Source organism: Scandinavium sp. (assembly GCF_032012665.1).
GTDB lineage: Bacteria > Pseudomonadota > Gammaproteobacteria > Enterobacterales > Enterobacteriaceae > Scandinavium.
On record NZ_DALZVG010000010.1, the window covers coordinates 46634 to 65566 of the forward strand.

Here is an 18933-nt window from a genome sequence, read left to right on the forward strand (position 1 = left end):
TTCAATTTTGAGATGGAGATCAAAAAAATTAACATCTGTAATGGTGTAGTTTGACTTAAGGATTGTGGTAGATGGATGTGTGATTTTAAGTGTTTTATCCGTTAATAACACCACAAGCTTTATTTTATTGGAGATTGGGTGTTTTTATGGATGCAATTAATGTTGCGCAATATTTGAGAATGTCTACAGACCATCAGCAGTATTCAATATTCAATCAATCTCAATTCATAAGTAAATTCGCGTCAGAACATAGGATGAATATCATTCATACATATGATGACTCTGGAAAAAGTGGGGTTACGGCAAACCGAAGACAGGCATTTCAACAGTTAATAGATGATGTGGTTGAAGGGAAAATAAATATTAAAGCAGTTTTAGTTTATGACATAAGCCGCTTTGGGCGATTTCAGAGTATAGATCAATTTGGATATTATACCCATCAACTTCAAATGCATGGTGTTGGCATCATATATTGTGCAAACCCTATTATTGAAGGTAATAGTGATTATGCTGATTTTCAATTATTCATAGATCGAAAAAAAGCTTCTTCTTTAAGTCGGGACTTATCACAAAAAGTCTTTCTTGGACAAGCTAATCTGGCTGGTCGTGGATATCACCAAGGCGGGCCTGCTGGATATGGTTTACGAAGAATGTTGATAGATGAAAACCATAAACATAAAGGGATACTTAAATATAGAGAGTGGAAAAGCATCCAGACTGATCGAATAATTTTAGTATTAGGGCCGGAAGATGAAGTCATAACGGTTGGATGGATATACGATCAATTCGTGAATAACTTTAAGCCAGAGAGGGTTATTGCCTCTGAGTTGAATAGAAGAGGGATTTCTGCAGAGCATGGCAGTAAATGGACCAGAGGAAAGATCCACGAGATTTTAACTAACGAAAAATATATTGGTCATAATGTCTATAACCGTACATCATGTCGATTAAGCCAACGCTCTACCCGGAACCCCAAGCATGAATGGATAAGGTGCGAAAATGCTTTTGAAGCTATTATTTCTCCTGAGTTATTTTTACAAGCGCAGACTATTATTAGTAATAGAAGTATTCATCTTAGTAATGATGATCTACTTGCTAAACTCTCCGAGCTTTTTAAAAACAAAGGGAAACTATCTGGCATAATTATAGATGAAGATGATGATACACCATCCTCATCTGTGTATAGGAAACGTTTTGGTGGTCTATTACAGGCTTATAAATTAATTGACTATAGACCAAAGCATGATTATGACTATTTGCGAATTAATTCCTTGCTTAGGGAAAAGTATCATAGCTTAGTTGAAAAACTCATTTTTGATATTACAGAACAAGGTTGTTATGTTGATTATGATGGGGAGTCTAAACTATTTACTATTAATGATGAAGTTAAAATGTCTGTAGTTATCTCTCGCTGTTTTATGAATAACACAAGAAAGCGCTGGAGAATTCGGTTTGAACGTAAGTTCAATTATGATATTTGTATCGTTGTTAGACTTGATAGTCAAAATGTGAACACAAAAGATTATTATATATTTCCATCAATAGAGTTGTTGGATACTCAGTTTGTTTTTGAAGGGTTTAATCCCTATCAGTTAGAGTTTTATCGATATGATGACTTGATACCTTTTTTGCAGATCCTTAAACGTGATATTTTTTAAGAGGAATCTACCGATGAGAGAACATGAAGAAATAAAGCTTATAGATATCTCTGCAATTAGGATTGTGAATCCACGTTCCAGAAGTAAATCTATCCATAATGAACTTGTTGAAAGCATAAAAAACATAGGTTTAAAAAAACCAATTACAATAAGGTTATCTGACTCCCCCAGTGAGAGATACCTGTACGATTTGATTTGTGGGCAAGGGCGGATTGAAGCTTATGAAATATTAGGTGAAAAACAAATACCAGCAATTATAAAATCTGTTGATCATGAAGATGGTCATATCATGAGCCTCGCTGAGAACATTGCACGAAGAAAACCACGTTCTACTGAACTTCTCAATAGTATCATAGAGCTGAAAAATAAAGGCTTTACTGAGCTAGAGGTCGCTAATAAAATTGGTCGTTCTAGAACTTGGGTAAGTTCTATTGTGTCATTGAAAGAAAATGGTGAAGATAAATTGCTTGCTGCTGTTGAGTCTGGAAGAATACCTATATATCTGGCTGTGGAAATATCAAGAGCTAAAGGGATTGACATACAAAATCTTCTTTTAGAAGGTTTCAATTCTGGTGAACTTAACTCCAAGCAAATAGCTGCGATTAAAAGAATCTTAGCACAAAGGGAAACATCAGGTAAGGGAAGTAATAATAATGCTTTCGTACAGGGCGCAAAAAGGAAACGGATTACGTCTGAAGAATTAAAGGAACTTTATCAAGAAAATCTTAAAAGACATAAAGTTATCCATACAAGATCCGAGTTTACAATATCTAGTTTAATGGTCGTTAAGGAGATAATGATTAATTTACTGCAAAATAGAGAGTTTTCCGGTCTTTTGTCTGTTGAGAGTTTAAATTCTGTCCCAGCATTTATTCTGGATAACGTTGATCCTGAACGAGGACTTGAAAATGAATAAGCCTAACTTCGGAAATAAATTTTTCAATATGAATGTTTCCGATTTGATATATGGAAAAGATTTACCAATTAATGTTAAATCGAGCGTTAAATATCTTCAGATACTTTCAACGGTGAAAACAGTAGGTATCATAGAACCCATAGTTATCTATATTAATAAACTGTCAGAAAAGATCATACTTGATGGTCATTTAAGAGTTGAAGCATCAAAGGACATTGGGCTATCTACTATACCTTGTTTAATTTCAGAGGATGAAGAATCTTACAGCTATAACAAGTATGTAAATCGACTACCTGTTATTCAGGAGTATCGTATGATATTGCAGGCTGTGGATGCTGGTGTTTCAGAAGAAAAAATTAGTCAATCCCTTAATATATCAGTAGATACACTCAGGGCAAAGTTCAGATTACTTGATGGGATTAGCCCGGAAACTACCGCTTTATTAACAAATCAGCATGTTCCTCAAGCAATATTCTCTATTTTACGTAAAATGAAACCAGAAAGACAGTTGGAAGCGGTATCCACGATGATGAGTATAAATAATTTCAGCCGTAAATTTGCTCTATCATTATTACATTATACTACCGATGATATGTTAATAAACCCGAAAGATTCTAAGCTCAAGCAACAAGACATAGCAAAAAACTTTGCCAGAATGGAACGCGAAATGGCCGCAATGGAAATGGAGACTAAGCAACTCGAAAATATATATGGTACGAATAATTTAAAGTTGGCAGTGATTATTGGTCACATCAAGAAATTACTATCAAATTATGCCGTATTAAATTGGTTGGTTGATAATAATCCTGATTACTTGGCTCAACTAAAGAAAATTTCCGCCATTGACTCATTGCCAATGTGCGAAGACGAAGAGTTGCGTTGAATATTATACGGGCCACTATGAACAATGCATTTTATGTTGTAGTGTGTTGTTCATAGTTGTGCTATATAATTATTTATTGTTTTTAAATCTGAAAGTTTTAGAGAAATAAATTTGACAGTTGATATTTAATATTATATTTAATAAGTGTTCCTTGCGAATATTCACTTCATTTGAAGTGTCTGATTGCCCCATATATGGGGAGTTGTTTACAGCCCAATGGGCTGATTGCGTTGCCCAAGTGTGGGGATATGTATTCTCTCCAATGGAGAGTTCCCTTAGCGGGAAAAAGAAAGGGCCTAAAGGCTCTTTCTTTTATATTACATATTGTCCATTTTTTATTCAGTTCATTTTCCTTTTTTCTTAGCTTTTTAGCAAGTTTGGGGCTATATATTTTATAGTTCATGATCTGTAGGCTAACAAACTGCTACCGCGTAGAACATCATCCCATGAGCTTTTTTTTGGGCGTTTTTTTATTTAAATTGAAAAATCAGAGCGTTAAAGGTAAAATTCTCTTCCCAATTTCGTGAAGGAAGACAATCATGTTTGATAGTTTATTTTCTTTAGGTTCTATTATTGCTATCACCGTCAGCTTAACACTAACTATTAAGTCCCTTAGGGTTAACAGCATTAAAAACACAAGAGTTAACAGTCCTGATATAATTGGTAATAATAATCAAGTTGTTATTAATTCTTTAGCTATAAAAGAAGCCTCTGATTTCAAACAATTGTCCAATATTATAGTTATTGCATTATTAGTCGCATTTCCTTTGTTTCCCCGTTTCTTCGTGACATTTCTACCTACGTTCTCTTTTTGCGCCATAATAATTTGTAGCGTTGGTGTATTTAAAAACATACAACAAAAAGGTCATAATGCTGTTTATGGACTTGTATATATACCGATTACTGCTTTAATGGTTGTATTCGTAATCAGTGCCATTTATTCTGCTATTTATGGGAAATATATGTTTGCTGACTTTTATTCAAGGATTATTGATAATGTTCAATTATTTAATATCAGTTACGAATACCTAACCGGTTTAAATACTTTGCTTTTTGAAGCTACGGCGTATGTTGGCATGTCACTTTTATTTGCCAGTTTAATCCACTTCTGCTTTGGTTTTACTAAAAATAGGAACTTTGATGAGACAGTTAGGTTTGTTAAACTTTGGATTCCTTTTTCTGTTGCGGGACATTTTCTGGCATCAGGGGGAGGGATTGCTCTTCTCAATAATAATTTCCAATATATTTTATATGTTTATAAAAATATCATCCCCAATTTTATTTCCTATTTATTTTAGAATAACAAATAAAAACATGCCACGTATATATTTATAATATATGTAGCATGTTTTCTATAAGCGTTAGTGGTCTTATAAATAAAATAACAGACTCACCATTGTTGACTATGGGGTCTATCGTTTCTGAGCAAACTCAAACGGTCTGACCATATCATTGCTGTTCGCATCCAGATAATCAGCCCACCACTGGAGCATCAGGCGGCGCTGGTCAAGATGCTTGGCCTTGTGGGTATAAGCAGCACGGACGCTGTTACTTTCCTTATGGCTCATCTGAAGCTCTACAGCGTCTTCTGACCACAAACCTGACTCAATTAAGGCACTACAGGCCAGCGTGCGGAAACCATGTCCACAGATGTCCTGCTTCGTGTCATAGCCCATATTGCGAAGGGCTTTGTTGATGGTGTTTTCGCTCATGGGTTTAAACGAGTCATAACAGCCAGTAAAGATTAATCCATCATCATGACCTTCTTCATAAGTCAGTTGTCGGATCTCTTTCAGTATCCTCATGGCTTGTTTACAAAGGGGAACAAAGTGCTTACGCTTCATTTTGGCCCCACGAGTGGAATGTTTGACGTTTTCAATCGCTTCCCGCTGTTCAGGTATCACCCATAACTTACTTTTGAAATCAATTTCAGACCAGCGAGCGAAACGAAGCTCACTGGAACGAATGAAAATCATCAGATTGAGCTGAATAGCCAGTATGGTTAACCTGCGGCCTTTGTATTCGCTAATTTTTTTCAGTAGTTGAGGGATTTCTTCCAGCTCCAGTGCCGGGCGGTGTTCAGTCTGTGGTTTCTGAACAGCACCTTCCATATCATAGGCGGGATTATGGCGTATCAGTTTTTGCTGAACAGCATGACGCAGGATCGCCGTAATGTATTGTTGAATGCGCATGGCAACTTCAAGATAACCAAGTGCCTCAACCTTTTTCACCGGAGCCAGCAGGTCACCCGTATCCAGTTCGGCAACATCTTTATCTCCAATCGCCGGAAAGACATAGGTTTCAAGGCGCTTCCATACGGAATCACCATAATCTTTTGACCATTTTGTTTTCGTGGCAAACCAAGCTTTTGCCACCACAGTGAAGGTGCGTGTCTTATCACGCTTGGCCTTTAGTTCTTTAACTTCGGCCTGTTTCTTGGCGTTAGGATCAGTGCCTTGAGCAAGAAGTCTTTTAGCTTCATCACGGCGTTGTCTTGCATCAGCAAGTGAAACAGCAGGGTAAACACCGATAGAGAAAAGTTTTTGCTTCCCTTCGAAGCGGTAAGCCATTTGCCAGTATTTCGAACCTTTAGGGGTAATGCGAAGGAACATACCGAAGCCATCAGTCAGCTTGTATTCCTTATCGAGGGGCTTGGCGTTTTTTACTTTAGTATCAGTAAGTGGCATGACGACATCCCCCGTTTGTTGGTAAAAGCGCAATCGAACTACCATTACCAACATTTTTACCAGCAAATGGGTATGGCTTCGAGTGGTTTTTAGTGAACGAGGGTGAACGTGAAAGAAGAGATAACTAACTGATAGAAACGCAGAAAGCAGACATCAGTGAACGTCTGCTTCCCTTAAATTGGCTCCTCTGACTGGACTCGAACCAGTGACATACGGATTAACAGTCCGCCGTTCTACCGACTGAACTACAGAGGAATCGTGTAGGAGGCTTATCTTAGCGGCGAAAAAACTTTTGTCAAACGGCAAAGCGCCTCTTTCGGCACGACTGTCGTTTCCGTCAACAATTTGTTGTATTTACCCACAATTTTACGTCAAAACGACATTGCAGGATCGGCGTTTCTCCCTCATCATTTAAAACGAGGTTTCAACTTTCTCTCTAAGGCACCCTTTGAACGTCTCTGCCGCAGTTCGCCAGGCCGTCACCCGCACCACCTGGTACAAAAACCGTAAAACTTACCGTGTTCTGTTCTGGCGTGAAATCACCCCACTTGCCGTGCCTATCTTTCTGGAAAATACCTGCGTTCTGCTGATGGGCGTGCTCAGCACCTTCCTCGTCAGCTGGCTGGGTGCGGATGCCATGGCGGGCGTGGGCCTTGCCGACAGTTTCAACATGGTGATTATGGCGTTTTTTGCCGCCATCGATCTCGGGACCACGGTCGTTGTGGCCTTCAGTCTCGGGCGGCGAAACCGAAAACAGGCGAGGGCGGCAGCGCGCCAGTCGCTGGTCATCATGACCCTGTTCTCGATTATTCTCGCGGCGGTTATTCATCTGTTCGGACGAGAAATCATCGAGGTAGTCGCAGGTGCTGCTACGGAGCACGTCAAAGAGCTTGCGCTGACCTACCTCGAACTGACGGTATTGAGCTACCCGGCGGCGGCTATTGCGCTCATCGGCAGCGGCGCGCTGCGCGGTGCCGGGAACACCAAAATTCCGCTGCTGATTAACGGCGGAATGAACATCCTCAATATTATTATCAGCAGCATCCTGATTTACGGCGTTTTTTCCTGGGACGGACTCGGTTTCGTTGGCGCGGGTCTGGGCTTGACCATTTCCCGCTATATCGGCGCGGTGGCGATTGTTGCCGTGCTCGCTGTGGGCTTTAACCCCGCGCTGCGCATTCCGTTGAAGAGCTACATCAAGCCGCTTAACTTCGCCATCATCTGGGAAGTGATGGGGATTGGGATCCCGGCGAGCATTGAATCCGTGCTGTTTAACAGCGGCAAGCTGCTGACGCAGATGTTTGTTGCCGGGATGGGAACGGACGTCATCGCCGGGAACTTCATCGCCTTCTCGGTAGCGTCTCTGATTAACCTGCCGGGGAACGCGCTGGGATCGGCATCCACCATTATCACCGGCAAGCGCCTCGGCAAAGGGCAAATCGGCCAGGCCGAGAAGCAGCTCCGCCACGTGTTCTGGATGTCGACTATCGTGCTGACGGCGATTGCCTGGGGTACAGCACCCTTTGCCGGACTGTTCGCTTCGTTCTATACCCACGAGGCAGACGTAAAAGCCGTGGTGAAAGAACTGCTGTGGCTCAACGCGGCGTTTATGCCCATCTGGTCGGCTTCCTGGGTTCTCCCGGCCGGTTTGAAGGGCGCGCGTGACGCACGCTTTGCGATGTGGGTTTCCATGTTCAGCATGTGGGGCGCACGTGTGGTGGTCGGCTATCTGCTGGGTATTGTGCTTGGCATGGGCGTAGTCGGCGTCTGGCTCGGCATGTTCCTCGACTGGGCCGTGCGCGGCGCAGCATTCTACTGGCGAATGGTCAGCGGGCGCTGGTTATGGAAGTATCCGCGAATCAGGCAGGAATAAAAATGCCTGGTGGCGGCTGCGCCTTACACAGGTCTACGAAGCCCAATGGATTCCAGGCCTGGCAAGCTGAGCGCCGCCGGGCATGAAAAAAAACGCACAAGGGGGGATCTCCCTTGTGCGTCGGGCAAAACACCAGAGCTCATTACACCCCAAGGCGATCGCGAAGGCTGTAGTACGCGGCTCCCATAGCCGTGAAAGGAATACGGAACGTGCGGCCGCCCGGGAACGGATAGTGCGGCAGATTAGCAAAGGCATTGAAGCGTTCGGCATCCCCGCGCAGCAGCTCGGCAATCAGACGACCCGCCAGATGGGTATAAGTGACGCCGTGCCCGCTGCAACCCTGGCTGTAGTAAATATTGTTTTCCAGACGGCCAACCTGCGGCAGGCGAGAGAGCGTCAGCAGGAAGTTGCCGGTCCAGCTGTAGTCAATTTTCACGCCTTTCAACTGCGGGAAGGTCTTCAGCAGGTTTGGCATCACCAGACGCTCAATATCCGCCGGGTCACGTGCGCCATACACCACGCCGCCGCCGTACAGCAGGCGGTTGTCGGCGGTCAGACGGTAGTAATCCAGCAGATAGTTACAGTCTTCCACGCAGTAGTTGTTCGGAATAAGCGAACGGGCAACGTCTTCACCCAGCGGCTCGGTGGTTAACACCTGCGTTCCGCACGGCATGCTGCGCTTCGCCAGATCCGGCTCGAGCTTATTACCGAGATAGGCATTTCCCGCCACAATCACATACTTCGCCGTGACTTGGCCTTTGGCGGTGCTCACCACCGCCGGGCTGGTGTGCTGAATGTTGGTAACCGGCGATTGCTCAAACACGCGGCCGCCGTTCAGACGAATTGCGTTCGCTTCACCAATTGCCAGATTCAGCGGATGAATATGGCCGCCGCTGTGGTCGAGCAGGGCGCCGACGTAGCGATCGCTGTTCACTTCACGCTTCAGCGCGTTGGCATCCAGCAGCTCAAGCTGAGTGTTACCGTAACGCTCCCAGTTGGCTTTCTGCTCTTCCAGTTTTTCCAGCTGTTTGTGGTTCATTGCCACGAACAGGCCGCCCGGACGATAGTCGCAGTCAATCTGATAACGCTTGATCCGCTCGCGGATAATCTCCGCGCCTTCAAACATCATGCCGCCGAGCTGTTTTGCCGCTTCGGGGCCGTAGCTGCGTTCGATAACGTCGATGTCGCGGCTGTAGGAGTTAACCAGCTGCCCGCCGTTGCGGCCGCTGGCGCCAAAACCGATGCGCGCCGATTCCAGCAGCACTACGTCATAGCCCATTTCAGACAGATGCAGCGCGGAGGAAAGCCCGGTGTAGCCGCCGCCGACCACGCACACGTCGCAGGTCAACGATTCGTTCAGCTCCGGGAAGGGTTCATACTGGTTCGCGCTCGCGGCGTAATAGCTGGTGGTATGTTCAGTCATGATTAAGGCTCCAGGGCAATCCAGATAGTTTTCAGTTCGCTAAATTTTTCCAGTGCGTGCAGGGACTTGTCGCGTCCGTTGCCGCTCTGCTTGTAGCCGCCAAACGGCACGGTCATGTCGCCGTCGTTGTAGTTATTGACGAAGACGGAACCTGCTTTCAGGCGGCGGCTCATGCGGTGAGCGCGGGAGAGATCGCGCGTCCACACGGCGGCGCCCAGGCCGTATTCGCTGTCGTTCGCCAGCTCCAGCGCCTGGGCTTCCGAACTGAAACGGGTAACGACCAGCACCGGTCCGAAGATCTCTTCGCGGCCCACGCGGGCATTGGGCGTGGTATCAACAAAAATGGTCGGGCCGATGGCCGCCGGGTGCTTGCCGTCGCGGCCGTCGAGGGCCAGCTTGCCCTGGGTTTCGCCGTCACGGATAAAGCTGTGCACGCTGTCGGCATGAGCGCTGTCAATCAGCGTGCCCATGGTGGTCTCCGGATCGAGCGGATTGCCCGGCTGCCAGTTTTTGGCCTGCTCTTTCAGCAGCGCGATAAACTCATCGGCGATGCTCTCTTCCAGCAGCAGACGCGTGCCGGCGATGCACACCTGGCCCTGGTTGTAGAAAATGCCTGCGGCGGTGGTTGCGGCAGCTTGTTGCAGATTCGGACAGTCGGCGAAAACGATGTTGGCGCTCTTGCCGCCCGCTTCCAGCCAGACGCGCTTCATGTTGCTGTCGCCCGCATCTTTCAGCAGCTGCTTCCCGGTACGCGTGGAGCCGGTGAAGGCGATCGCGTCAACGTCCGGATGCTGCGAAAGCGCCTGACCCGCTTCATGGCCAAAGCCTGGAATGACGCTGAACACGCCGTCCGGCAGGCCCGCTTCTTTCGCCAGCCCCGCCAGGCGAATGGCGGTTAACGGTGATTTTTCAGAAGGTTTGAGGATCACGCTGTTGCCCGCCGCCAGCGCCGGGCCAAGCTTCCAGCAGGCCAGCAGCAGTGGGAAGTTCCACGGCACGACGGCAGCCACCACGCCAATCGGCTCACGGACGATCATCGCCAGGTCGTTCACGCCGGTGGTGGCGACTTCGCCATACACTTTGTCAATCGCTTCGGCGTACCAGCGGATAGCGCGGGTCGCGCCGGGAATATCATCACGCAGGCTATGGCGAATGGGTTTGCCGGTATCAAGCGTTTCCAGCAATGCCAGCTCCTCGTGATGCTGCTCCATCAAATCCGCCAGCCTGTTCAGTACGGCTTTACGTTTGGCAGGGGAGGCCTGTGACCAGTCGCCGCTTTCAAATACGTCGCGGGCGCCGCGTACGGCATGATCCACATCGGCTTTTTTACCGCGAGCCACCTGCGCCAGCGCGCGCTGTGCCGCCGGATCGACAATCTCAAAGGTGCTGCCGTCCTGCGCCTGACAGTATTCGCCGTTAATAAACAGACGCGTCTCTGGCTGCGCCTGATTTGCCTTATCCTGCCAGTAACTCAGATGCTGAAAGTTCATGATGATTCCTTCTTAATCACTCAGTTAAACGCTGCCGCCGATGAATTCAGGCTGCAAAATGCCCCAGGAAATGAATCCTGTTAAAAAAGCATCGTCTTTAAGGTGGCCTGAGAAACTCAGGCCAGAAGGAAATCAGAACGTGGTGGGGGTATGGGCACTGATGATGCGGCAGATGCCTGCCGAGGTGTTGCTGAAGCTGTGTGGTATGCCGGTGTTGATGGCATAACTCTGCCCTGCAACGAGGTGATAATCCTGGCCGTTGATGGTCAGAATCACGTCACCTTCCAGTATCGTGCCGATCTCCTCACCCTGGTGTTTGATCCGCTCTCCGGTCGTTGTGCCGGGTTGGTAAGTCTCGAAGATCATTGCCAGCGTACGGTTCGGATTTCCGTTGTGAACCAACTTCATTGATACACCCTGACTGCCGATCTCAATCAGGTCATCCTGATTGATAACCACCTGCGGCTCGTCAGGTTTTTCCGGTTCCGCGAAGAACTCGGAGAGCGACAGCCCGTAGACTTTCAGCAGCTTTTGCAGCGTACTGATGGCAGGACTGACTTTGTCCTGTTCTATGGTGCTGATGGCGCTATGCGTTAATCCAGACAGTTCGGCGGCACGACGTTGAGAAAGACCCAGTTGCTGGCGGATCTCTGACAAACGTTTACCCGGCGCCAGGCCGTCATCGCTCATATTGGTATTTCCTTAACAGTAGGGGTCAGAGTCGCTGCTTTTCAGCGAGGTGGTTCTGACAGGCGGTGATAAAACCTTCCAGCAACATACGCGAAAGTGCGTATTCGCTACTGTTCCATTCCGGATGCCACTGCACGCCGAGGGCGAACGGGTGATCGTGAACGCTGGCGGCTTCCACCAGGCCATCCTGCGAGCGGGCTTCTACGCGCAGTGAAGGGCCCAGCGTTTTCGCGCCTTGTCCGTGTAATGAGTTCACCCAAAACGTGTTGCAACCCGGTATTAATGTCGAAAGCAATCCTCCCTGTTGAACCTGGACTTCATGAGATGGCGCATATTGCTGCTCCACCGGGAGTTCCGGATCTTCACGGTGTTCCAGGAACTGAGGCTGATCGCACAGGCGACGATACAGAGTCCCGCCTGTGGCGACAACCAGTTCCTGCAAACCCCGGCAGATGGCGAAAATGGGAATGCGCCTTTCAAGCGAGGCTGCAATCAGCGCCATGCTCAATTCATCACGCCCGGGATCGGCGTCAGGCTCATCGCCGTTTTCACCATAGAGGTGCGGCTGCACGTTGCTGGGGCTGCCCGGCAGGAAAATACCGTCGAGTTTAGGAAGCAGAGCGTTCAGCAATTCCGGCTCTGCCAGCGCGTGCGGCAGGGCGATTGGCAAACCTCCAGCGTTTAATACGGCATTCAGGTACTTTTCTTGCAATGTCTGGGTCTGGTGACCCTTAAGCCTGTTTCTGCACATCACAACACCGATAACCGGTTTGTCAAATATATTGCCCATGATCAACCTCACAGTCTGGACTAAATTATTGCCAAAAACTTCCATGTGGCTCTGTTCCGTTCAATATTTTCTCAATCTAGCAGCGGTATAACCTCTTTGCAAACTCAATTTAACATTTGACAAACATTTGGATTGGTATCATTGTCGAAAAGTGGACATTATATTTAACGGTCTGAATCAGTGACCGGCATTCAAAGCAACGGCGGTGAATCATGGAAACCAATATCGTAGAAGTTGAGAATTTTGTTCAGCATTCTGAAGAGAGACGAAGTAGCGCGTTTGCGCGCGAAGTAAAGAGCTACCTCGAGCGCTACCCGAATACCCAGTACGTTGACGTGCTGCTGACCGACCTGAACGGCTGCTTCCGCGGAAAACGTATCCCGGTTTCCAGCCTGCCCAAGATAGAGAAGGGCTGCTACTTCCCGGCCTCCGTATTTGCGATGGATATTCTTGGCAACGTAGTAGAAGAAGGCGGCTTAGGGCAGGAGCTTGGCGAGCCCGATCGCAACTGCATTCCGGTGCTGGGGACCTTAACCCCATCAGCGGCAGACCCGGAATATATCGGTCAGGTGCAGCTGACCATGCTGGATGAAGATGGCGCTCCCTTTGACGTTGAGCCGCGGAACGTGCTGAACCGACTCTGGCAGCAGCTGCGCCAGCGCGGCCTGTTCCCCGTGGTAGCGGTAGAGCTGGAGTTCTATTTACTGGACCGTCAGCGTGATAACGAAGGTTACCTGCAGCCGCCCTGCGCCCCGGGCACCGATAATCGTAATACCCAGAGCCAGGTTTACTCCGTTGATAACCTGAATCATTTTGCCGCCGTGCTGGAAGATATTGACGACCTGGCGCGCCTGCAGCTGATCCCGGCCGACGGCGCCGTGGCGGAAGCCTCACCGGGCCAGTTTGAAATCAACCTGCACCATACCGATAACGTGCTGGATGCCTGCGACGATGCGCTGGCGCTCAAGCGCCTGGTTCGCACCGTTGCGGAAAAGCACAAGATGCACGCCACCTTTATGGCGAAGCCATATGAAGAGCACGCCGGGAGCGGGATGCACATCCACATCAGCATCCTGAACAGCAAAGGCGAAAACGTGCTGGCCGACGCCGATGGCGAAGATTCCGCCATCCTGAAGCGCGCGCTGGCGGGAATGATAGATTTAATGCCCGCTTCTATGGCACTGTTAGCCCCTAACGTAAACTCCTACCGTCGTTTCCAGCCGGGTATGTATGTGCCAACGCAGGCTTCATGGGGGCATAACAACCGTACCGTCGCGCTGCGTATCCCTTGTGGCGATCGTGACAACCACCGTGTCGAGTACCGCGTAGCGGGTGCTGATGCCAACCCTTATCTGGTGATGGCGTCAATCCTCGCGGGCATTCTGCACGGTCTGGATAACGATCTGCCGCTGCAGGAAGAAGTGGAAGGAAATGGTCTGGAGCAGGAAGGGCTGCCGTTCCCTATTCGCCAGAGCGATGCGCTGTGGGAATTCACTCAGAACGACCACCTGCGCGAGCTGCTGGGCGAGCGTTTCAGCCACGTCTACCACGCCTGTAAGAACGATGAGTTAATTCAGTTCGAGCGTTTGATCACAGAAACTGAAATTGAGTGGATGCTGAAAAACGCGTAATTGCGATGTTGCCCGGTGGCGCTTCGCTTACCGGGCCTACCGTACTGTTGTAGACCGGGCAAGCAACGCGCCCCCGGCAATCAAAAAAAAGAAGCAGCATCATACGGCCTGAGCGGAGCCAGACCGGACGTTTTAGCAGGGCAACCTGCCATTTTCCGAAGTCGCGTAACGGAGCGCAGGCGACAACGGGCCTTCAGTTAAACGACAGATTGTATGACGAGGAAATGAGATGATGCAGATGTTCAAATACCCGCACGGCGAAGGCGAATGCCGCTGCCGCATTGATTACGACGGACCAGCACAAGGTCATTGCCCGACGTTCACACCCCTTACTTCACGACTTCCCCCCAGGCTGAGCAGGTTTGCTACCACAATGATTTCACCGCAAACCCGCACGCGCATGGGGGGGCTTCGTCATGGCGACTAACTCATCTCTCGATCTCCCCTCGCAGGCGGGCAAACCGCAGCTGCGTAAATCTTTAAAACTCTGGCAGGTGGTGGTGATGGGGCTCGCCTATCTCACGCCAATGTCGGTGTTTGACACTTTTGGTATCGTATCCGGCATCAGCAACGGCCACGTTCCGGCTTCCTATCTTCTGGCGTTGGCGGGCGTGCTGTTCACCGCCATCAGCTACGGCAAGCTGGTACGCCAGTTCCCGCAGGCGGGTTCTGCTTATACCTACGCTCAGAAGGCAATCAGTCCGCACGTTGGCTTTATGGTCGGCTGGTCATCGCTGCTCGATTACCTGTTCCTGCCGATGATTAACGTCCTGCTGGCGAAAATCTATCTCTCCGCGCTGTTCCCCGGCGTTGCGCCGTGGATCTGGGTGGTGGGTTTTGTCTGCATTCTGACCGCCGCGAACCTGAAAAGCGTCAACCTGGTAGCAAACTTCAATACCCTGTTCGTGCTGGTGCAGGTGGCCATCATGGTGGTGTTTATTTTCCTCGTGGTGCAGGGGCTGCACAAAGGCGAGGGCGTCGGCACCGTCTGGACGCTGCAGCCGTTTATCAGCCAGAACGCGCACCTGATCCCAATAATCACCGGGGCGACGATCGTCTGCTTCTCGTTCCTGGGCTTTGATGCTGTGACAACGCTTTCGGAAGAAACGCCCGATGCGGCGCGCACCATTCCGAAGGCCATCTTCCTGACGGCGGTCTACGGCGGCATTATCTTTATCGTGGCGTCCTTCTTTATGCAGCTGTTCTTCCCGGACATCAGCCGCTTCAAGAATCCGGACGCTGCCTTGCCGGAGATTGCGCTCTACGTGGGCGGGAAGCTGTTCCAGTCTATCTTCCTGTGTACGACGTTCGTGAACACCCTCGCTTCTGGACTTGCGTCTCATGCCAGCGTTTCGCGTCTGCTGTACGTGATGGGCCGCGATAACGTCTTCCCGGAAAAATACTTCGGCTACGTGCACCCGAAATGGCGTACTCCGGCGCTGAACGTGCTGATGGTTGGCGTTGTGGCGCTCTCCGCGCTGTTCTTCGACCTGGTCACCGCGACGGCGCTGATTAACTTCGGTGCGCTGGTGGCGTTTACCTTTGTGAACCTGTCGGTGTTCAACCACTTCTGGCGTCGTGAAGGGCGTAACAAAACCTGGAAGGACAAGGTGCACTATTTGATCCTGCCGCTGATGGGCGCTGCAACCGTCGCCGTGCTGTGGATCAACCTGGAAATGACCTCGCTGACGCTGGGTCTGGTGTGGGCTGCTGTTGGTATTCTGTACCTGACCTATCTCACCGGTCGCTTCCGTAAGCCGCCGCCGCAGTTCGATGCGGCGAAAGCCGAGCAGGCCTGGGAGTGATTTTTACCCGCTCTGGAGAAGAAAGCAGCAAACGAGTCAAAATGTGAAAAACAGGCTTTGACAAGCCGGGGGCGCATCGCTAATATGCGCCCCGTTAACCGATTCCTCTGTAGTTCAGTCGGTAGAACGGCGGACTGTTAATCCGTATGTCACTGGTTCGAGTCCAGTCAGAGGAGCCAAATTTAGAAAAGCCTGCTTACGAGCAGGCTTTTTGCTTTTGTGAATTCGCTACAGCCTGAATCCAAAATGCGAACCGTCCGGCAGTTCGATATCCAGGTTCAGCTTGCAGCCCGTAGCTTCTACGTAGCGTTTGAGCGACGAAAGCTTTATGTCCTTTCCTTCCTTCTCCATTCCGGCAACCGTAGGCTGCTTGATGCCCAGTGCGTTAGCCATTTCCACCTGCGTTTTGTTCATTTTCGTGCGCAGCTTTGAAAGGGTGTAGTTGAGAAGAATGCTCTTATATAAAAGAAGTGACTGTTGCGCGGGATGGCACTAAAGAGATAAGTTCGGGAAATCTTGGCTTCATCAGGCTGGCCGGGCTGATGTCCGCCCGGCAATGTCAGATTAGCGGCGAGAGATATGATTTTGTCTGAGTGGTGCTTCTACGGTAGTGCCTTCTTTGTGTCTTGCATGTTCTGCTTTCTCAATATCTAACAGCATTTCTGCTGCCAGTTTGCGCGCTTCAGCGATCATCAGCGGATCTTCCTCCACCAGGATTTGCTCCAGAGTTCGTCCCATTTTTTACCTCGTTTCGATATAAAAGTGCTTCTTCAGATAACCCGCCAGTTCATTATCAGCCGTCCGGATCATGGCCCTGTAAAACTGCCGCTCATTTCCTGATTTTTTACCGCCACAAAGCATGACGCCAGAGCGGTCCGGGATGAACGCATAAAAGGCTCGTAAAGGATCGCCACGACACTGAACGCGCAATTCTTTCATGTTTGAAAAACGCGATGCTTTTACAGTGTCTGCATGAGGTCTTGCCAGATTGGGTCCTCGCGTTGCGAGTACAATCATCGATGCTGTGACGCAGGCTTTCTCTTTCTGCTGTAATTTAAGGAACCAGCCGTCAAACGTGTCCGTCGTTTTTATAACCCACACATCCTACTCCATGATTTTTTCGATTGAAATCTGTACAGCGTCAATTCTGCACAGTAAGTGTGGATAAAGAGGACTTTTCAGAAAAGCGCCTGGTTTGAGAACGGGAAGCGTGCTTCAGAGGAAGTTGTGAAAGTGCAGAAGTGTGCAGAAAGTTTGCGGCGCTGCTCGCAAAAAGGCGGGCATTGCGCCCGCCATGTAGTACTTATCCCAGCTGAACCCGCACAGGAGCCGTAGCCGAGAACAGCCACGGCCTTGCATCGCTGTCCACCAGCGGTGACAGCGTTTCACGCACCAGCTGGTGATACTCATCCAGCCACTGCTTTTCCTGCTCGCTCAGCAGATTGATGTCCACCTGGCTCAGGTCGATGGGGATCATCGTCAGTGAGGCAAACTTGCAGAAGCCCGGCTGCGATTCCACCACTTCCACCTGATTTTCGATGCGGATCCCGTATTCACCTTCCAGATAGTAACCCGGCTCGATGGTGATGATGTTGCCTGCCGCCAGCGGCCACGGGTTGACCTTTTTGGCGATGCGGTGCGGCGCTTCGTGGATCAGCAACTGGTGGCCCACGCCGTGACCGGTGCCGTGATCGAAATCGACGCCCAGCTCCCACAGGGCACGACGCGCGAAGGCATCCAACTGATGACCGAAGCTGCCGGACGGAAACTGCAGCGTAATCAGCGACAGAAATCCTTTCAGTACAGCGGTGTAGTGCAGTTTCCGCTGCGGATCGAGCGGGCCATATGCCAGCGTACGGGTGGCATCGGTGGTGCCGTTGCTGTACTGGCCGCCGGAATCATTCAGATAGAAGCTGTCCGCGGTGATGGCGGCGTTAGTGGCTTCGCTCGAATGATAATGGCACATCGCAGCGTTAGCGCCCGCGGCAGAAATGGTGCCAAAGCTTGGCTCGATGAAGGTGGCCTGCTGCTGACGGAAGGCAAACTGTTTTGCCTGTGCTTCCAGCTCGGTTAGCGGATTGCCTGCGGCGATACGCGCCGGCACCTCGTGCGCCAGCCAGGCGAGGAAATTCACCCAAGCCGCGCCGTCAAAACGGTGGCTGTCGCGATAGCCTTCCAGCTCCGCGTCATTTTTGGTCGCTTTGATAAAGGTGATCGGATCCGCGCTCCACAGCACTTCGCCGCCGTGCTGCTCCACGGCAAAACGCAGGGCCACTGGTGCGCTGTCGGCATCCAGCTGAATACGCTTACCGTTGGCAATTTGCTGCGTGCGTGGCACTAACTGCTCCATCGGTGAAAGCGTCAGGCTGGCAAGCAGCGCCTGCGACAGGCCCGTTGTCTTGGCGGCATCAACAAACCACTCCACTTCACCCGAGCGGCTCAGCAGCACAAACGACAGCGGCACCGGGCTGGTGGCGATATCCGCGCCGCGCACGTTCAGCAGCCATGCGATGTTGTCCGGCTGGGTGATAGCGAGGTAATCCGCGCCGTTAGCCTCAAGCTTTGTCGCAATACGCGCGCGTTTGGCCTCGCTGCTTTCACCGGCGATATTAAGCGGCATTTCACGGATTGCGCCGCAGGGCGCGGCAGGGCGATCGTGCCAGACTGCAGTGAACGGATCTTCTGCCAGCGCGACCAGTTCGGTGCCAGAAGCGTTCAGCGTTGCAAACTGGCTGTTGACCATCAGCAGCGGTTCGAAACCAATGCGACTGCCCGCCGGGAGGTGCTTCTCCAGCGGATCGTTATGCAGGTGGTGGATTTCCCACGCCTGAAGATCCACTTCGTTGCGCACCTGCACCTGGTAACGGCCATCGACAAAAATCAGGGCGCGATCCGCCAGCACCAGCGCAACCCCCGCAGAACCCGTAAAACCGGAAACCCAGGCGAGCTTATTGTCATGCGGGGCGGCGTATTCGCTTTGCCAGGCATCGGCCCGCGGGACGATCATGCCATCAAGATTTTGCGCCTTCAGCCAGTCGCGTAGCGCGGAAAGAGAGGAGGTCATTTGCATTCTTCTTAATCCTGAAA

At 50.0% G+C, this 18933-nt stretch carries 15 protein-coding genes, 2 tRNA genes and 2 pseudogenes; 9 read left to right on the forward strand and 10 right to left on the reverse strand.

The window, feature by feature from the left end; all coding sequences use genetic code 11:
* Positions 1–146: 146 nt before the first annotated feature.
* The 4 genes from RTU33_RS10595 (at position 147) to RTU33_RS10610 (ending at position 4755) form a co-directional block, all read left to right on the forward strand.
* A complete protein-coding gene (locus RTU33_RS10595) occupies positions 147–1658 on the forward strand; it encodes a recombinase family protein (protein WP_312627309.1) in 1512 nt (503 codons plus the stop codon).
* A gap of 13 nt (positions 1659–1671) precedes the next feature.
* On the forward strand, positions 1672–2574 hold the full coding sequence (locus tag RTU33_RS10600; protein WP_312627212.1) for a ParB/RepB/Spo0J family partition protein: 903 nt from the start codon (positions 1672–1674) through the stop codon (positions 2572–2574).
* Positions 2567–3457 carry a plasmid partitioning protein RepB C-terminal domain-containing protein gene (locus RTU33_RS10605; protein WP_312627213.1) on the forward strand — a complete coding sequence of 297 codons (891 nt, stop codon included), beginning with the start codon at positions 2567–2569 and terminating at the stop codon, positions 3455–3457. The genes RTU33_RS10600 and RTU33_RS10605 overlap by 8 nt, the downstream gene beginning before the upstream one ends.
* A gap of 539 nt (positions 3458–3996) precedes the next feature.
* On the forward strand, positions 3997–4755 hold the full coding sequence (locus RTU33_RS10610) for a hypothetical protein (protein WP_312627214.1): 759 nt from the start codon (positions 3997–3999) through the stop codon (positions 4753–4755).
* Positions 4756–4869: 114 nt separating this feature from the next.
* Here the strand turns inward: RTU33_RS10610 and RTU33_RS10615 are convergent, their stop codons facing one another.
* On the reverse strand, positions 4870–6144 hold the full coding sequence (locus RTU33_RS10615; RefSeq protein WP_312627216.1) for an integrase arm-type DNA-binding domain-containing protein: 1275 nt from the start codon (positions 6142–6144) through the stop codon (positions 4870–4872).
* 179 nt (positions 6145–6323) lie between these two features.
* Positions 6324–6399 (reverse strand) — tRNA-Asn (locus RTU33_RS10620).
* A gap of 21 nt (positions 6400–6420) precedes the next feature.
* Here RTU33_RS10620 and RTU33_RS21875 point away from each other — a divergent pair.
* Together RTU33_RS21875 and RTU33_RS10625 are read left to right on the forward strand one after the other, a co-directional pair.
* Positions 6421–6654: pseudogene (locus RTU33_RS21875) on the forward strand (DUF5951 family protein); the annotation flags it as partial.
* Positions 6593–8017 carry an EmmdR/YeeO family multidrug/toxin efflux MATE transporter gene (locus RTU33_RS10625; RefSeq protein ID WP_312627217.1) on the forward strand — a complete coding sequence of 475 codons (1425 nt, stop codon included), beginning with the start codon at positions 6593–6595 and terminating at the stop codon, positions 8015–8017. The pseudogene RTU33_RS21875 and the gene RTU33_RS10625, both read left to right, overlap by 62 nt.
* Positions 8018–8159: 142 nt before the next feature.
* Here RTU33_RS10625 and RTU33_RS10630 read toward each other — a convergent pair whose 3' ends face one another.
* From RTU33_RS10630 to puuD, 4 genes are all read right to left on the reverse strand, one after another.
* Positions 8160–9440, reverse strand: coding sequence for an FAD-binding oxidoreductase (locus RTU33_RS10630; RefSeq protein WP_312627218.1), 1281 nt, complete (start codon positions 9438–9440; stop codon positions 8160–8162).
* A gap of 2 nt (positions 9441–9442) precedes the next feature.
* Positions 9443–10930: an aldehyde dehydrogenase PuuC gene (puuC, locus tag RTU33_RS10635; RefSeq protein ID WP_312627220.1), complete on the reverse strand. Its 1488-nt coding sequence runs from the start codon at positions 10928–10930 to the stop codon at positions 9443–9445.
* A gap of 132 nt (positions 10931–11062) precedes the next feature.
* The gene (gene puuR / locus RTU33_RS10640) at positions 11063–11620 is read right to left on the reverse strand and encodes an HTH-type transcriptional regulator PuuR (RefSeq protein ID WP_312627222.1); all 558 of its coding nucleotides are present in this window, start codon (positions 11618–11620) and stop codon (positions 11063–11065) included.
* A 25-nt stretch (positions 11621–11645) separates the two neighbouring features.
* A complete protein-coding gene (puuD, locus tag RTU33_RS10645; RefSeq protein ID WP_312627224.1) occupies positions 11646–12410 on the reverse strand; it encodes a gamma-glutamyl-gamma-aminobutyrate hydrolase in 765 nt (254 codons plus the stop codon).
* A gap of 212 nt (positions 12411–12622) precedes the next feature.
* Here puuD and RTU33_RS10650 point away from each other — a divergent pair, with 212 nt between their 5' ends.
* From RTU33_RS10650 to RTU33_RS10660, 3 genes are all read left to right on the forward strand, one after another.
* Positions 12623–14041, forward strand: coding sequence for a glutamine synthetase family protein (locus tag RTU33_RS10650; RefSeq protein ID WP_312627225.1), 1419 nt, complete (start codon positions 12623–12625; stop codon positions 14039–14041).
* Between the two features lie 416 nt (positions 14042–14457).
* The gene (locus RTU33_RS10655) at positions 14458–15846 is read left to right on the forward strand and encodes an APC family permease (protein ID WP_097164325.1); all 1389 of its coding nucleotides are present in this window, start codon (positions 14458–14460) and stop codon (positions 15844–15846) included.
* Positions 15847–15949: 103 nt separating this feature from the next.
* Positions 15950–16025 (forward strand) — tRNA-Asn (locus tag RTU33_RS10660).
* A gap of 49 nt (positions 16026–16074) precedes the next feature.
* Here RTU33_RS10660 and RTU33_RS10665 read toward each other — a convergent pair.
* The 4 genes and pseudogenes from RTU33_RS10665 to RTU33_RS10680 all read right to left on the reverse strand — a co-directional run.
* Positions 16075–16299: pseudogene (locus RTU33_RS10665) on the reverse strand (helix-turn-helix domain-containing protein); the annotation flags it as partial.
* Between the two features lie 111 nt (positions 16300–16410).
* Positions 16411–16584, reverse strand: coding sequence for a hypothetical protein (locus tag RTU33_RS10670; protein WP_312627228.1), 174 nt, complete (start codon positions 16582–16584; stop codon positions 16411–16413).
* A gap of 3 nt (positions 16585–16587) precedes the next feature.
* Positions 16588–16947, reverse strand: a complete 360-nt coding sequence (locus RTU33_RS10675; protein WP_312627230.1) for a type II toxin-antitoxin system RelE/ParE family toxin — start codon at positions 16945–16947, stop codon at positions 16588–16590.
* Between the two features lie 202 nt (positions 16948–17149).
* On the reverse strand, positions 17150–18916 hold the full coding sequence (locus tag RTU33_RS10680; RefSeq protein ID WP_312627231.1) for an aminopeptidase P family protein: 1767 nt from the start codon (positions 18914–18916) through the stop codon (positions 17150–17152).
* Positions 18917–18933: the final 17 nt, after the last annotated feature.

Excerpts from the sequence above, each read along its gene's own strand:
- RTU33_RS10595 (WP_312627309.1), top strand. The coding sequence starts at position 147 with ATGGATGCAATTAATGTTGCGCAATATTTGAGAATGTCTACAGACCAT.
- RTU33_RS10600 (WP_312627212.1), top strand. The coding sequence starts at position 1,672 with ATGAGAGAACATGAAGAAATAAAGCTTATAGATATCTCTGCAATTAGG.
- RTU33_RS10605 (WP_312627213.1), top strand. The coding sequence starts at position 2,567 with ATGAATAAGCCTAACTTCGGAAATAAATTTTTCAATATGAATGTTTCC.
- RTU33_RS10610 (WP_312627214.1), top strand. The coding sequence starts at position 3,997 with ATGTTTGATAGTTTATTTTCTTTAGGTTCTATTATTGCTATCACCGTC.
- RTU33_RS10615 (WP_312627216.1), bottom strand. The coding sequence starts at position 6,144 with ATGCCACTTACTGATACTAAAGTAAAAAACGCCAAGCCCCTCGATAAG.
- RTU33_RS10630 (WP_312627218.1), bottom strand. The coding sequence starts at position 9,440 with ATGACTGAACATACCACCAGCTATTACGCCGCGAGCGCGAACCAGTAT.
- puuC (WP_312627220.1), bottom strand. The coding sequence starts at position 10,930 with ATGAACTTTCAGCATCTGAGTTACTGGCAGGATAAGGCAAATCAGGCG.
- puuR (WP_312627222.1), bottom strand. The coding sequence starts at position 11,620 with ATGAGCGATGACGGCCTGGCGCCGGGTAAACGTTTGTCAGAGATCCGC.
- puuD (WP_312627224.1), bottom strand. The coding sequence starts at position 12,410 with ATGGGCAATATATTTGACAAACCGGTTATCGGTGTTGTGATGTGCAGA.
- RTU33_RS10650 (WP_312627225.1), top strand. The coding sequence starts at position 12,623 with ATGGAAACCAATATCGTAGAAGTTGAGAATTTTGTTCAGCATTCTGAA.
- RTU33_RS10655 (WP_097164325.1), top strand. The coding sequence starts at position 14,458 with ATGGCGACTAACTCATCTCTCGATCTCCCCTCGCAGGCGGGCAAACCG.
- RTU33_RS10670 (WP_312627228.1), bottom strand. The coding sequence starts at position 16,584 with ATGGGACGAACTCTGGAGCAAATCCTGGTGGAGGAAGATCCGCTGATG.
- RTU33_RS10680 (WP_312627231.1), bottom strand. The coding sequence starts at position 18,916 with ATGCAAATGACCTCCTCTCTTTCCGCGCTACGCGACTGGCTGAAGGCG.